13 protein-coding genes are annotated in these 13,716 nt (G+C 61.3%); 7 read left to right on the forward strand and 6 right to left on the reverse strand.

Annotation, left to right across the window (positions count from 1 at the left end; translation table 11 throughout):
• The first annotated feature begins 410 nt into the window (after window positions 1-410).
• Window positions 411-1,307 carry a glycosyltransferase family 25 protein gene (locus HJC04_RS17970; protein WP_210628846.1) on the forward strand — a complete coding sequence of 299 codons (897 nt, stop codon included), beginning with the start codon at window positions 411-413 and terminating at the stop codon, window positions 1,305-1,307.
• Here the strand turns inward: HJC04_RS17970 and HJC04_RS17975 are convergent.
• The 4 genes from HJC04_RS17975 to HJC04_RS17990 all read right to left on the reverse strand — a co-directional run bounded on the left by HJC04_RS17975 (window position 1,204) and on the right by HJC04_RS17990 (window position 4,908).
• Window positions 1,204-2,598: a HAMP domain-containing sensor histidine kinase gene (locus HJC04_RS17975; protein ID WP_221146762.1), complete on the reverse strand. Its 1,395-nt coding sequence runs from the start codon at window positions 2,596-2,598 to the stop codon at window positions 1,204-1,206. The genes HJC04_RS17970 and HJC04_RS17975 overlap by 104 nt on opposite strands.
• Before the next feature lie 58 nt (window positions 2,599-2,656).
• Complete coding sequence (locus tag HJC04_RS17980) at window positions 2,657-3,340, reverse strand: winged helix-turn-helix domain-containing protein (RefSeq protein ID WP_221146763.1); 684 nt, start codon at window positions 3,338-3,340, stop codon at window positions 2,657-2,659.
• Window positions 3,341-3,486: 146 nt separating this feature from the next.
• Window positions 3,487-3,795: a hypothetical protein gene (locus HJC04_RS17985; protein WP_259668889.1), complete on the reverse strand. Its 309-nt coding sequence runs from the start codon at window positions 3,793-3,795 to the stop codon at window positions 3,487-3,489.
• 387 nt (window positions 3,796-4,182) lie between these two features.
• Window positions 4,183-4,908, reverse strand: coding sequence for a GntR family transcriptional regulator (locus tag HJC04_RS17990; protein WP_221146764.1), 726 nt, complete (start codon window positions 4,906-4,908; stop codon window positions 4,183-4,185).
• 124 nt (window positions 4,909-5,032) lie between these two features.
• Here HJC04_RS17990 and HJC04_RS17995 point away from each other — a divergent pair, with 124 nt between their 5' ends.
• From HJC04_RS17995 to HJC04_RS18015, 5 genes are read left to right on the forward strand one after another with little or no spacing between them, the layout of a single operon-like run.
• The gene (locus tag HJC04_RS17995) at window positions 5,033-6,085 is read left to right on the forward strand and encodes an amidohydrolase family protein (protein ID WP_221146765.1); all 1,053 of its coding nucleotides are present in this window, start codon (window positions 5,033-5,035) and stop codon (window positions 6,083-6,085) included.
• A 4-nt stretch (window positions 6,086-6,089) separates the two neighbouring features.
• Window positions 6,090-6,983: a VOC family protein gene (locus tag HJC04_RS18000; RefSeq protein WP_221146766.1), complete on the forward strand. Its 894-nt coding sequence runs from the start codon at window positions 6,090-6,092 to the stop codon at window positions 6,981-6,983.
• Between the two features lie 26 nt (window positions 6,984-7,009).
• Window positions 7,010-8,593, forward strand: a complete 1,584-nt coding sequence (locus tag HJC04_RS18005; protein ID WP_221146767.1) for a bifunctional 3-(3-hydroxy-phenyl)propionate/3-hydroxycinnamic acid hydroxylase — start codon at window positions 7,010-7,012, stop codon at window positions 8,591-8,593.
• 47 nt (window positions 8,594-8,640) lie between these two features.
• A complete protein-coding gene (locus HJC04_RS18010; RefSeq protein ID WP_221146768.1) occupies window positions 8,641-9,951 on the forward strand; it encodes an MFS transporter in 1,311 nt (436 codons plus the stop codon).
• A 41-nt stretch (window positions 9,952-9,992) separates the two neighbouring features.
• Window positions 9,993-10,841, forward strand: coding sequence for a fumarylacetoacetate hydrolase family protein (locus HJC04_RS18015; RefSeq protein ID WP_221122571.1), 849 nt, complete (start codon window positions 9,993-9,995; stop codon window positions 10,839-10,841).
• A 65-nt stretch (window positions 10,842-10,906) separates the two neighbouring features.
• On the opposite strand, the gene HJC04_RS18020 is transcribed toward HJC04_RS18015, so the two are convergent.
• Window positions 10,907-12,001 (reverse strand): GSU2403 family nucleotidyltransferase fold protein, encoded by a 1,095-nt coding sequence (locus HJC04_RS18020; protein WP_221146769.1) that lies wholly within the window; start codon window positions 11,999-12,001, stop codon window positions 10,907-10,909.
• Window positions 12,002-12,463: 462 nt separating this feature from the next.
• Window positions 12,464-12,808: a helix-turn-helix transcriptional regulator gene (locus tag HJC04_RS18025; protein WP_210628841.1), complete on the reverse strand. Its 345-nt coding sequence runs from the start codon at window positions 12,806-12,808 to the stop codon at window positions 12,464-12,466.
• Window positions 12,809-12,915: 107 nt separating this feature from the next.
• Here HJC04_RS18025 and HJC04_RS18030 point away from each other — a divergent pair, with 107 nt between their 5' ends.
• Complete coding sequence (locus tag HJC04_RS18030; RefSeq protein ID WP_210628840.1) at window positions 12,916-13,662, forward strand: glucose 1-dehydrogenase; 747 nt, start codon at window positions 12,916-12,918, stop codon at window positions 13,660-13,662.
• The last annotated feature ends 54 nt before the right edge of the window (window positions 13,663-13,716 follow it).

A 13,716-nucleotide genomic window follows, 5' to 3' on the forward strand; every position in this document is an offset into this window, starting at 1 on the left:
CGGGAGCGCCCTGGCTTCGACTGGAGTGGGCCGCACAGAGTATCGAAGTGCATGGCTGTGTTAAAGCACCTCCGCACGGCCCACAAACCATACGATCGGCGAAGCCTGTTGTTCCCGAGCTGGCGGAGTATTTTGGACGCGAGGCGCGGCACGCAATGGGTCGCCGTCGTCATCGAAGGCCTGATGGGTGTCGTCATGATCGCGGGAAGGGAAGTGACCCATTGCGTGCAGCACGCGAGGATGTAGCGCGGCATTCTTACCGGCTCTTTGCCGGGACAATACCGATCCGTAAGGATGCATTCCTCGGCTGGCGATGGCGCAGCTTACGAAAATGTATGGTCCGGGCGAAGTCCCGGTGAGGTTTGCAGCGCAGGCTTGGCGTCGTCATTGCCAAGTCGAGGCCAAATCTCATGAACATGCGCGCCACACCTGCCGCCCTTATGCCGGCTCTTCATCCCGTCAGCCTGCAGGTGAATACCTACCTCATCAATCTCGACCGCGCGCCGTTGCGGCGGTTTCGGATGGAACGGCTGCTGGCAGGCTTCGGCCTTGCCTATGAGCGCGTGGCGGCGGTCGACGGGGCGGGGCTGAGCCTGCCGCATCCCGACTTTGATGAAGCATCCTATCTCCGTCGGCATGGCCGCCGGCCGAACCCTTTCGAGATCGGCTGCTATCTCAGCCACGTCGAATGCGCCAGACGCTTCCTCGCCAGTGAGGCGGAATTCGCGCTTATTCTGGAAGACGATCTCGACTTAGACGACGATTTTGCCGAACTGCTCGAGGCCGCGCTTCGCCACCAGGCGCACTGGGACATTCTGCGGCTGTCGACGGTCAATTCCGGTCGCAAGCACCGGGTCGAGCCGCTGACCGGCTCGCGCTCGCTCGCCATCGCGCTGACCCGCGAGAAGGGATCGGGCGCCTATCTGGTCAACCGCAAGGCGGCGGGCTGGATTGCCGGGGCGCTGCTGCCGATGCGGCTGCCCTATGATCTCGCCTTCGACCTGGAGTTCGATGAGGGGCTGCGCGCTTGCTTCGTCGATCCGCTGCCGGTGAGCCAAAGGGCCGATCCCTGCTCGCAGATCCAGGCGGGGCTTTCGGCCTACCGGCTCGGCCGCCGCCGGCCGTGGAGCGTGCTGTCTTTTCGCGCTGCTGCCGAGATCCGCCGTTTTGCCGCCCGTTTCGCCCGGCTCGCGGCATGGCGGCTCAGGATTTCTCCGGCATCAGCGGGAAGGCGATCGAAACGCGAAGGCCGGGATGATTGTCCGCCAGTGCGATCTCGGCCGAATGCAGCTCGGCGATTGCCCTGACGAGGCTGAGGCCGAGGCCGCTTCCCGGCGTCGTGCGGCTCTTGTCGATGCGGTAGAGGCGGCGGAAGACCTTGTCCCTTTCCTCGGCGGGGATGCCGGGGCCGGTGTCGGCGACCGAGAGAATGGCGCGGCCGCCCTGGCGGCGAAGCGACAGCGTGATGCCGGTTCCGGGCGGGCAGTGGTTGATCGCGTTCTCCACCAGGTTGGCGATCATCTGCGTCAAGAGATCGCGGTCGCCCCCGATGACGGCGGGCGCGCGCTCGGCGATCCGGAACGACTGCCCCGCATCTTCGGCGACATCGACATAGACCTCGGAGATGACGCTCAGCACGGCGTCGATATCGGTCGCCTGGAAGCGCTCCTTGCGGGCGCCGGCCTCGATCTGGGAAATGCGCAGCAGCGCCTCGAAGGTGGCGTCGATCCGGTCGCTCTCGTTTCTCGCTTCGTCAAGCAGAGCCGAAACATCCGCTTGCCGGTTGATTCCAGCCACGGCGGCGTCCAGCGTCAGGCGCAGCCTGTTGAGCGGTGTTTTCAGATCGTGGGCGATATCGGCGCTCACCTGCCGCATGCTCTCGACCAGTCTCTGCAGCCGCTCCAGTGCCGCGTTGATCTGGATCGCCACCGTATCGAGATCGTCGCCGTGGCCGGTGATCGGGACGCGGGCGTCGAGGGCGCCGTGAGAAACGTCGTTCATGGTGTTGGCGACCCCGTCCAATCTCGCCTGGGCGCGAACGGCCAGAAAGACGCCACCGCCGATCGCCGTCGCCACGACGATTGCCGCAGCCCATTCGAAGCTTACCAGAACGATCCGCAGCATCTCGTCGACATCGTTGAAGTTTTCCGCCACCACCAGATTGTAGGGGCCGATGGTCGACACCCGCATCCGGTAGCGCTCATGCCCCTTCAGCCCGACATCGCCCGAGGTGACGGTATAGACGCCGTCCGGGATGCGGGGCGCTGCAAAATTGCCGGCGAGCTTCTTGCCGGCATCGGTCAGCGAATAGAGCCCGTCAGAGGTGGACTGGAAACTCGCATAATTGTTCAGCGTGTTGATCAGATCCTGGGCGTCGCCGGGCTCATAGGTCGAGGCGATGAGCGAATTCATCTCGGTGAGCGACTGGTCGACGTCTCGGTCAAGGCCGAGGCGCAGCATGTGATAGATGATCGCGCCGCTGAAGATGAAGGCGACGACGAAGAGGACGCCGAAGGTAACGGCCAGGCGGAACGGCGTGCTCCTGCGCAGGCTAGAGCATGATGCCGAAAAGTGTGCGCGGTTTTCGGACGACATCATGCTCTTACTCTTTAACTTGCGAACAGGATTTGAGATTTTCAGGCCGATGGGCCTGAAATCATCCTGTTCGAGGCGCATGCAGGCTGTATCCGGTGTTGCGGATCGTGTGCAGAAGCTGGGCCTGGAACGGCTTGTCGACCTTGGCCCTGAGGCGGCTGATATGGGTCTCGACGACGCTGGTCTTCGGATCGAAGTGGAAATCCCAGACCCGCTCGAGCAGCATCGTCCTGGTGATCACCCGGCCTTCGCCGCGCATCAGCACCTCGAGCAGGGTGAACTCGCGCGGCTGCAGCTCGATCAGCTGGCCGGCGCGGCGGGCCTCGCGGCGGATCAGATCGAGCTCGAGATCGGCAACCTTCAAGACCGTCCGCTGCTCCTGCACCGGCGGACGCCGACCGAGCGCATGGATGCGCGCCAGAAGCTCGGAGAAGGCGAAAGGTTTGGTGAGATAATCGTCGCTGCCCGCCTCCAGCCCTTCGACGCGATCGTCGACGCCGCCGATCGAGGTCAGGAACAGCGCCGGTGCGCCGACCCTGGCAGCCCTCAGCGAACGGACGATCGACAGCCCGTCGAGGCCCGGCAGCATGCGATCGACGACGATGACGTCATAGGTCTCGCGCTGCGCCTGAAACAGCCCGTCGCGGCCGTCGCCGATGACGTCACAGACGTGCCCGGCCTCGGACAAGCCCTTGGCGATATAATCGGACGTCTTGATATCGTCCTCGATCAGCAGGATTCGCATCGGCCGCTCCGGCATGCCTGGTGCGGCAAGATCTAGCCGAGAGGGCGGCCCGGCGGCAACTTACGGATTGGTAAGGGTGGGCATCGCGCTGCACCGTTGAGATTGGACCTCGATCGTTCCAACGCTGCCCCGGGAAAGAGTGGCGCTCATTGCTGCCGGTGATCCGTCCGTCCGGGTGCGGCGGCTCCCCATTGCCGTTCAAAGAATTTCATCTTCGCGCCGAGATAAACGAGCCCGAGCAACAGGGCGATTCCGAAATAGCGGTGGACGTAGACCGTGGCCAGAAGAACGAGCGCGATGCTGCTGGCGCAGATGAAGCCGAAGCGGATCGAGTATGGCTTGCCCTTTCCTTCCCACCCCAAACCGAGGGCCGGGAGCCACGCGAGGAAGATGAAGCCGGGCACACCCCATTCGGACAACCAAAAAGATCTGAACAGCACGCCGGACGCGGCCAACGATCAACCAAGCACCAACGAAAAAACTCTCATCATCCCCGTGCCGCCTCCATGTTTCCGAAATTGCCGGATCGGTTAACAATGAAACGATGCAACATGCAAAGGCGGCGCTCCCGTGGTGGCTGTGTCGCAACCCGATCGCGATGCGCGATCATTAGCAGCGGAACTTAAACCAAAGGCAAATACGTATGGTTGTATTCTCACCAGATTGCATGGGAATTCGCGGTCGCCATCATCCGTGCCGCGGTCGCGTCTGCTTTAAAATAAGAAAACACGCCTGTTGCATCCGAACCAGAGGGCTGGCGGCAGCCTTGCGAAGGTGTGAAAAAGCCGGAGGCCGCGTGTTGCCTCTTATCCGGCTGTCGGCACCTCCACTTCCGTTCCGCTTCAGGCATCTAATTGCGGGGCGGTAGTGCCGTTATTTGTCGCGCGGAGATCAGCTCGGATGATGTCGGCCGTTTTTTCATAATGAAACTGCAGCAGGCGTTCGGCTTCTGCGATATCTCGATCGAGCACGGCTTTCAGGATCGCGGCATGTTCGTCACTGACCTTGCGCACGCGAAAGGCTTTACGGATCGAAAGCGCTCGATAGCGGTAGAGCCTGTCGGCAAGCTGCTCGCAAAAGCCTACCAAGGGTTTTGATCCACAGCCTCCGATCAGCAACGCATGGAAAGCGCGATGAAGTCTTTCCCATTCCGGATTGTCCTCGAACTGCTCCGCATTGAGCGAGCGTGGGGTACGCTCCAGCCGGTGATGAGCGACTAAAAGCGCCTCTTCCCAGTCGGGCGTCGCATTCGCCATGGATTCGCGCAGCGCCAGCGTCTCCACCCAGCACCGTGTTTTCGTCAGCTCGTGCAACTCGTCCAGGCTGATCGGCTTGACGAAGAAGCCGCGCTGCTCCTTTCCGATGACGAGGTCCTCTGTCGTCAATCGGTTCAGCGCCTCGCGCAACGGAGTCTGGCCGGCATCGTAGTGCTCGATCAGGAAGCGCAGCTGCAGCTTCCGGCCGGGCTCCAGGCGCGTTGAGAGAATATCGGCCTTCAGCCGCTCATAGATGCTGGTTGCCAATGTGGCGGGGCTTTCCGCCCCCTTTTTCAGCAGGTTGACGTTCATGGCGTTCTCTGGCTTGCAAATCACTTTTTATATACACGATGGAGGGGTGAAGAGAAATTTATAAATTTTACCTTTACACAGAAAAGTTTGTACATTATGACGGATGCTGACGAGGGAGGATTCAATGGGCGGAGCGGAAAAAGGGGTGCCTGGCACCTTTATGAGTGGCTGCACTTGCCGTGGCATCGATGTCCATTGTCATGTGGTGCCTGCCCACTTTCCGGCCCGGGCTAACGGTCTAACGGTCCGCGGCTGGCCATCGATGATGGCCGCCGATGCCTGCCATGCGACCGTCGTCATCAATGACAAGCCGTACCGCACAGTTAGCGATGCGTGCTGGGTCGCCAAACGGCGGCTGGGAGATATGGACAGAACCGGCATCCGGGTTCAGGCTCTGTCGCCTATGCCGGAACTTTTCGGTTACTGGATCGAAACGAACTCAGCTTGCGATCTTGTCCGATATGTCAACGATACGATTGCCGCGATCGTTGCCGAAGGCGAGGGGCGCTTCGTCGGGCTTGGCGGCCTTCCGCTTCAGGATGTTGATCTTGCCAACCTTGAACTACATCGCATTGTCGGCGAACTCGGTTTTCGCGGTGTCGAGATCGGCAGCAATATCAATGGCGTGCCGATCGGCGATTCTCGTTTCCAACCATTCTTTGCGGAGGCGGAGAAGCTTAATGCGGCGGTCTTCGTGCATGCGGTACGCCCGACCGGGATGGAGCGGTTGCTCGGGCCGGCCCCGCTTCAGCAGGTGCTCGGGTACCCGACCGATGTCGGATTGGCAGCCGCATCGGTGATCACTGGCGGGCTGCTTCAGAAATTCCCAAAACTGCGGATCGCTTTCAGCCATGGCGGCGGCACATTTGCCTCGCTGCTGCCGCGGCTTGAAAAGGGCTATTCCGCTTTCCCGGCGCTCAATGAGATCATGATGGAGAGCGCTGCTGTGCAGGCGCGACGCCTCTATGTGGATTCGCTGGTCTTCGATGCGGACATTCTGCGCCACCTGGTCGCCGTGTTCGGGGAGGAGCGCGTGCTGCTTGGAACCGACTATCCCTTTGATTTTCGAGAGAAAGAGCCTGTCGCTCGCATCGAGGAAGCGTTTGCGGATGCAAGTTTGCGCGAGCGCCTGACATTTGCGAATGCGCGAGCTTTCTTGGGCTTGGACGAGGTTTGATCCTATGGCTGAATTTCCTGTTATCGCTTTGCGCAGCGTAGAGCTGGCCACACCCGATCTTGCAGCGTCTGTCGATTTTTATACTCGCGTCTGGGGCCTGGATGTCGTCGCCGAAGCGGAGGACAAGATTTTCCTGGCAGCAACGGGCGATGATTTTCATGTGTTGGAACTGAAGCAGAGCGACCGCTCGGAGTTGCGCAAGATCAGTTTTCGCGTCGGCACGGCTGAAGCGCTAGTGTGGCTTTTGGCAAAGACGGTTGCCGCAGGTTGCACTGTGCTGCGTGAAATCGGGCTCGCCGATGGTCCGGCCGGCGGCGAGCGTTTCGTGATTCGCGAGCCGCAAGGCTCGGCATTGGAATTCGTGCACGGAGACTGCCGCAAGCAGGGCGTCGTCGTCGCCAACCGACCGCAGCGTCTTGCCCATGTCAACATCAACAGCGCCGAGATCGAGGCGCTTTCGGACTTCTATCGTAATATCCTCGATTTCCGTCTGACGGACCGATCGAAACTGATGGCCTTCCTGCGCTGCAACGACGACCATCATGCGGTCGTGCTGGCCGAAGCTCCGGTCAATGGACTAAACCACGTCGCCTTCCTGATGCCCGATCTCGAATCCGTCATGAGAGGCTCCGGCCGCGTCGTCGATCACGGTTATCCGATCGGCTGGGGCGTCGGTCGGCACGGACCAGGCGACAACGTTTTTGTCTATTTCGTCGATCCGCAAGGCGTGGTGATCGAATACACCGCCGAAGTCCTGCAGGTAGACGACGGCTATCGCTTCAAAGGGCCGGAGGAATGGGTTTGGCCGCCCGGCCGGACGGATCACTGGGGCATCGCGCCTCCAAAGAGCGACGCCTGCAAGAAGGCGCAGATTTCCATCGGCTTTTCCGGCGCCTGATGCGCCCAAGAGACATTTGCAGAGGCATGCCTGTGACGAACGATAGCGATATTTCGAACTCTTATGACGTGCTGGTGGTCGGGTTCGGCCCTGCAGGGGCAGTCGCGTCCGGCATGCTTGGCGCACGAGGCCATTCCATCCTCGTCGTCGATCGGCTGACGGGCATCTATGACAAACCGCGCGCCATCGCCCTCGACCACGAAATCCTCCGCCATTTTGACAACATGGGCATTGCCGACGAGGTGCGTCCCCATATCGCACCGTTCAGGGCATCCCAGCATTTTGGGGCAGAGGGGCAGCTCATCCGCCGTATCGACATGGTGCCTGAGCCCTATCCTCTCGGCTACACCCCAAGCATGGTGTTTACCCAGCCTCCGGTCGAGGCTGTCTTGAGGCGCCATGCGGAGAGCTTCGATTGCGTGACGATCGAGCTTGGCACGGAAATGGTCGACCTTGATCCTCAGGCAGCGGAAGTGGTCGCAACGCTTCGGGATTCGTCCGGCAAAAGTCGGAGGATCGCTGCAAAATATGTGATTGGCTGTGACGGTGCCTGGAGCCGCGTTCGTGAACTCTCGGGAATGAAGCTCGAGGATCTCGTATTCGACGAGCCGTGGCTCGTGGTCGATGTGCAGGTACACGAAACCGCGCTTGGCAAACTACCACAGACTTCCGCCCAGTTCTGCAATCCGGCACGACCGACCAGCTACATCATGGGGCCGAGGAACCACCGCCGCTGGGAAATCATGCTTCTGCCGGGCGAAGACCCACGCGAGATGGAAAAGCCCGATAATGTCTGGCAGCTGCTGTCGCCCTGGCTGATGCCCGAAGACGGTGAGCTGTGGCGTGCCGCCGCCTACCGTTTTCATGCGCTCGTTGCCGACGAATGGCGGCGGGGCAGGGTGCTGATCGCCGGCGACGCCGCGCATCAGCAGCCGCCCTTTATTGGACAAGGCATGTGCCAGGGCCTGCGCGATGTTTCCAATCTCGTCTGGCGGCTCGACCGCATCCTGAAGGGACAGTCGTCCGAAGCGCTGCTGGACACCTATGCGGTGGAACGCAAGCGGCATGTGCGGACGCTGACCGGCAAGATCAAGGCGATTGGCCAGACGATCTGCGAACGCGATCCGGAGGCTGCCGCCGCGCGTGACGCACGCATTCTTGCCGAGGGTGGCGGTCGGCCACTGACGATGACCCGCCAGGAAATCGTCCCGCCCATCGAGGATGGGCTGATCGCAGAGGAGGGAACGCCGGCGCGAGGATTGCTGTTCCCGCAGCCGATCATCGTTGGGGAGGCGGATCAATGGCTGATGGACGCTTTCACAGGACCGGTTTGGCGACTTGTGCTCGACGGCCGCCGCATCGAAATGACGCAGGGACAGGCACTCGCCGACGCGATCGACGGGATCGTGGTGAAAGCCGTTGTGCCCAGAGATGCAGACGCAATCGATCCGTCGGCACTCCGGGAGAAGGACGGCGTGCTTTCGGCCTGGTTCGAGCGGCATGGCGCGGTCGCCGCGCTCGTGCGTCCTGATCATTATGTCTTTGGCGCTGCCCGGAGCATCGAGGCGCTTCGCCAACAAATCGCCGATCTACGGACGCGGCTCGCTTGAGGCAGCGTCGACAATTGCAGTTTTCAGTGAGGTTCTGGGAGGAACATATGTCTGAGTCAACCGCCGATACCGCCAGCACATGGCAACCTTTTGCCGTCCTTATCCTGCTTTTCCTGTTCCAGACGTTAAACTTCTTCGACAAGTTGGTCTTCGGCCTTTCCGCCGTGTCGATCATGAAAGACCTCGGCATTTCGCCGCAGCAATTCGGGTTGATCGGCAGCAGCTTCTTTCTGCTGTTCTCGATTTCTGGCGTTCTCGTCGGCCTTTTCGTGATCGGCCGTGTGCCCGTCAAATGGATCCTTGTCATCCTCGCTGCAATCTGGTCGATCGCGCAGATCCCGATCTATTTCACCAGCTCGGTAACGGTTCTGGTCGCCTGCCGCATCCTGCTCGGCCTCGGCGAAGGACCCGGACTGCCGACGGCATTGCATGCCTGCCATAACTGGTTCAGCCCGCAAAAGCGCAGCGTCCCGAGCGCCGTTGTGCTGCAGGGCATCAGTGTCGGCCTGCTCGCCGGCGGACCGATCCTCACCTATATCATCGTCAATTACGGCTGGCGTTCGGGCTTCCTTTTCTGCGGTCTGATCGGCATTGCCTGGATCATCGCCTGGCTGCTCATCGGCGGCGAAGGGCCGCATGCCGTCGCGGAAAATGGAAAGACTCGGGCCGTGGTAGGAGAGACCCCGGTTCCAGCCCGCAAGCTCTGGCTCGACCCGACCGTGATTGGCGTCATCATTATGTCGACCATGTCCTACTGGATCGTCGGCATGTCGGCCACGTGGCTGCCGCCCTTCCTGCAGCAGGGTCTTGGCTATTCGCAGACCGAAATCGGCTCGATCATCTCGGCCGTCTATGTCTTCCAGTCGCCGCTGTTGCTGGTCGGTTCATGGATCGCGCAGCGTATGCTTCAGAAGGGCGTGAGCAAGCGCGCCGCGCTCGGCAGCGCTTCGGGCTATGCCCTGCTCGTCAGCGGTCTAGCGCTGATCGCCTCGGTTCATGTCAGTGGTCCGCTGCACCTGGCGCTGATCGCGATCGCCTTTGCTGCTCCAAGTCTGACGACGATCTACGGTCCGATCACGCTCGGTAGCGTCGCGCCTGCAGTCCAGCGCGGCCGGCTGATCATCGTGATCTATTCGGCAAATGCGGTGTCCGCACTCGCGTCCAACGCCGTCACGGGCATGATCGTGCAGGCGGCTGGACCCGATCATGTGGCAGCCGGTTATGCAAACGCCATGCTGTTCACGGCCGCAATCCTCATCATCGGCGCAATTTCAGCCTTCGCGCTGATCTTTCCGGATCGCACCATCGAGCGCTTCGGCAAGATGACGCGCTTCACCGATCAAATGCAGCGGGTGTGAAAGCGCCCGCCATCCAGTCTGACCCCACAGGAGCAAGAACCATGAGACTGTCCACCGTCAAGATCGCCGGCCGCATGACCTGGGGCGTCATCGAGGACGATCGCTTCCTCGATACCGGCGCAGCTCTCGCATCGCGCTATGTCGATCTCAAATCGGCCGTAGCAGCCGGTCTTGCCGGCGTTGCCGAGGCGGCTGCTTCGGCTGCCGCCTCGCCGCTCGGTGAAATCGAATGGCTGCCGGTCATTCCCAATCCCGACAAGATCCTTTGCGTTGGCCTGAACTATGAAATGCATCGCCAGGAGACGGGCCGTGCGGAGGTGGAAAACCCGACGATCTTTGCCCGCTATGCCAATAGTCAGACGGGCCATCTCGCCCCGATCGTGCGCCCGAAAGTGTCGATGGAACTCGATTTCGAAGGCGAGCTGGCGGTCATCATCGGCAAATCAGGCCGTTACATCACCCGCGATGAGGCTATGGGATACGTTGCCGGCTATGCCTGCTACAATGACGGCAGCGTGCGTGATTTCCAGCGTCATACACATCAGTTCACGCCGGGCAAAAATTTCCCCGATACAGGCGCCTTCGGGCCTTGGATGATGACGCCGGATGAGCTCGGTCCTCTGCCCGATCTTCGCATCCAGACGCGTCTCAATGCGACAATCGTGCAGGACGCTATCTTCGGTCAGATGATCTTCGATATCGCCCGGCAGATCGAATATTGCTCCAGCTTCACGCGGTTGGAACCGGGTGACGTCATTGCCAGCGGCACACCAGGCGGGGTTGGCGCCAAGCGGCAGCCGCCGCTGTGGATGAAGCCGGGCGACGTCGTGGAGGTGGAAATTGACAGGCTTGGTATTCTCAGCAACCCAATCGTTGGTGAATTAGACTAATGACAACCGCCTTAGGCGGCGCCGGCAAGCTACGCGTAGACGGCGGCATGGCAATGGCAGCGACATCACTTCTGCCGAGTTTTGGCTCTCAACTTCTCCAGATCGGGCATCTCCGATCCAAGAGCCTTGCCGAGCGCTTCGACACCCTTATGAGGAAGCCTCAGGAGACCGTGGCAAATGCCGTCTTTCCATGAATCCCCTCGATCCCAGGCTTCCGCCCAAGCATCTGTCAGCTCGGAGTCATGGCGTGTCTCGACGAGGGCTTGGAAAAGCAGTGACGCTTGCGTGAGGTCTTTGTCGGCCTTTACGCGTCCCAGAGTGTCCGTGAACCTTCTGGACGACACGATGAGCTTATGGACTGCATATCGCTCGGGCGCGGGAACGAGGACGTTCACGCCCTCGCGGAAGAGGAGAACCGTGCGGACGGGCTCGTAGATCAGGTAGTCCAGGAAGCGCAGGTTTTCCGCCGACGCACCGCCGAGGGCAGGCATGGGGGAGGGTTTGCCGGTATAGTCATCCGATCCGCGGTTTCCCGTCAGGAATTCCACCCGATAGCCCTTGGCGTTCTGAAAGGCGACGACCCTAGCCTTGTCTGCCTCATGGGGAACTGCCCTGAATTCGGGATCGACCGACTGGAGGACCTCAAGAACCGGAGGCAGGCTGTCCTGGACACCCGCAGAAATAGCAAAGTCCTGCGCGAAGTCCGCGTCGCCGGTCTGCATGGCGGATGAGGGCAGGCGAACGCCGAGCATGCCTGCATAGGTGCTGAATGCCACCGACCCGATCAGGACTGCACGCAGACGGAACAAGCCCGCATCCGCGAGGGCTTTGGTGATGTCGCCCGCAAAATTATCGGGACCCGGAAGGCCGGCACGACGGAGCGTGCTGACCATCCGCCGTCGCTCCCGGACGTTATCCTTGATCTCCTTGTGGGCCATCACCCGCGCCGTGATCGCGTCATCGCTCTGCGGACCGACATAGCTTCGCTTGTCCTTGCCTTCGGGAGTCGGGAGATCGAAATACCAGTAGTCGCGCCCTTTCACGCTGACGGTCACAAACCAACCTTCCAATGGAAAGTCCGACAGAAACTGCCCGTCCAACGTCCGCTGCGCCAGTTCCGCGAACATTGTCCTATAGCTGATGTCGATCTCTTTCATCATTGGCGGCTCGTCCTTTTCGAGTGCAGCGACCATCCACACGGGTCAAAGCGGCGTTCCCCGCTTGAGTGCAGTCCTCGCTCGCTCACATGCGCGTTATAAGTATCTGCCAAAGCCTTATAACTCCTTTTGGCCGTGATCTCCAGTTATAAGTTTCTGCCAAGACCTTATAACTAACTGGTTTCCCGACATGCGTCGGCAAGTCGAGTATGGATCCCGGGGTCAAGCCCTGGGATGACGGAGAGTGGGGTGGGCGTTCTCGCCAAACGCGCCGTCGGCGCAGCGGATAGGCATCGGGTAGCGTGAATGACGAAGTCTGGCAGCGAGATCAGAGAGTGTGATTGCATCGGGTTTGCCGAACCTCACCCTGTTACCGCAGGGCACCTCACACTCTCCGTCGTCCTTCGGGCTTGACCCGAGGACCCAGGCGAGCCACCAACGGCAGCTGCTATCTTCCAAGAGCCGTCAACCCGTCTTCATTTGCTCGGGAAGCTGTCCGTAAGCCGTCAGGATCGCCCTGACCAGCCCGGGGAAGCGCTCGTCGAGCTCGGCGCAGCGGGTCTGGTTGCGCATCTCCACCCCCTGGCGTTCGCTGCGGATCAGGCCGGATTCGCGCAGCACCTTGAAATGGTTCGACAGCGACGATTTTGGAATGATGCGGTCGCCGAGATCCGCAAGCGCCGAACAGGTGCCGCCGCAGGCGGTGCCTGCGAGCTTGGCGAAGATCGCCACGCGCTCCGGATCCGACAGCGCATAGAGGATCGCATCGGGCTTGATATCCTCGAGAGCTGGGTGAAAGAGCGGTCGCATGAATTTTATATAGTGCCCCTTGAAACCGAGATCAACAGTTCCGAATTTCTGAACTACGGAACAAGGCCGTCAATTCCGGCGGCCTTCCGGATCAGAAGGAACGAGAGATGGCTAAGCTCACAGGGAAGGTCGCAGTGGTCACGGGAGCCTCCAAGGGCATCGGCGCCGCGATTGCCAAGGCGATGGCGGCCGAAGGTGCTGAAGTGGTGGTGAATTACGCCTCGAGCAAGGCCGGAGCCGACGCCGTGGTCGAGGCGATCGACGCGGCCGGCGGCAAGGCCATCGCGGTGCAGGGCGACGTTTCCAAGGCCGAACAGGCGCAGGGCGTGGTCGATGCCGCAGTCAAGGAATTCGGCAAGCTCGACGTGCTGGTCAACAATTCCGGCGTCTATGAATTCGCCCCGATCGGCGAGGTGACCGAGGAACACTACCGCCGCATGTTCGACGTCAATGTTCTCGGCGTTCTCCTGACCACCCAGGCGGCGGCCAGGCATCTCGGCGAGGGCGGCAGCGTCATCAACATCTCCTCGGTGGTCACCAGCCTGGGTCTCCCGAACTCGGCCGTCTACACCGGCACCAAGGGCGCCGTCGAGGGCATCAACAGCGTGCTCGCCAAGGAGCTCGCCCCGCGCAAGATCCGCGTCAACGCCATTCTGCCCGGCATGGTCGAGACCGAGGGAACGCACTCGGCCGGCGTCATCGGCTCTGAGCTCGAACAGACCATCGCCGCCCAGACGCCGCTCGGCCGCATCGGCCAGCCGGACGACATCGCCGACATCGCCGTCTTCCTCGCCTCCGACGACGCCCGCTGGCTGACCGGCGAACGGCTGTTCGCGAGCGGCGGTTTCCGCTGAGATGGGAGAAAAAAGCGCGCGCTTCTTGAGCGCGCGCATACGCGGATACCGGTC

This window comes from Rhizobium sp. NLR8a, assembly GCF_019685235.1.
Taxonomy (GTDB): domain Bacteria; phylum Pseudomonadota; class Alphaproteobacteria; order Rhizobiales; family Rhizobiaceae; genus Rhizobium.

What these genes read in the sequence shown, in the direction of transcription:
- HJC04_RS17970 (WP_210628846.1), top strand. Translation starts at nt 411, where the DNA reads ATGAACATGCGCGCCACACCTGCCGCCCTTATGCCGGCTCTTCATCCC.
- HJC04_RS18020 (WP_221146769.1), bottom strand. Translation starts at nt 12,001, where the DNA reads ATGATGAAAGAGATCGACATCAGCTATAGGACAATGTTCGCGGAACTG.
- HJC04_RS17990 (WP_221146764.1), bottom strand. Translation starts at nt 4,908, where the DNA reads ATGAACGTCAACCTGCTGAAAAAGGGGGCGGAAAGCCCCGCCACATTG.
- HJC04_RS17995 (WP_221146765.1), top strand. Translation starts at nt 5,033, where the DNA reads ATGGGCGGAGCGGAAAAAGGGGTGCCTGGCACCTTTATGAGTGGCTGC.
- HJC04_RS18025 (WP_210628841.1), bottom strand. Translation starts at nt 12,808, where the DNA reads ATGCGACCGCTCTTTCACCCAGCTCTCGAGGATATCAAGCCCGATGCG.
- HJC04_RS18000 (WP_221146766.1), top strand. Translation starts at nt 6,090, where the DNA reads ATGGCTGAATTTCCTGTTATCGCTTTGCGCAGCGTAGAGCTGGCCACA.
- HJC04_RS17980 (WP_221146763.1), bottom strand. Translation starts at nt 3,340, where the DNA reads ATGCGAATCCTGCTGATCGAGGACGATATCAAGACGTCCGATTATATC.
- HJC04_RS18005 (WP_221146767.1), top strand. Translation starts at nt 7,010, where the DNA reads ATGCCTGTGACGAACGATAGCGATATTTCGAACTCTTATGACGTGCTG.
- HJC04_RS18030 (WP_210628840.1), top strand. Translation starts at nt 12,916, where the DNA reads ATGGCTAAGCTCACAGGGAAGGTCGCAGTGGTCACGGGAGCCTCCAAG.
- HJC04_RS18015 (WP_221122571.1), top strand. Translation starts at nt 9,993, where the DNA reads ATGAGACTGTCCACCGTCAAGATCGCCGGCCGCATGACCTGGGGCGTC.
- HJC04_RS17975 (WP_221146762.1), bottom strand. Translation starts at nt 2,598, where the DNA reads ATGATGTCGTCCGAAAACCGCGCACACTTTTCGGCATCATGCTCTAGC.
- HJC04_RS18010 (WP_221146768.1), top strand. Translation starts at nt 8,641, where the DNA reads ATGTCTGAGTCAACCGCCGATACCGCCAGCACATGGCAACCTTTTGCC.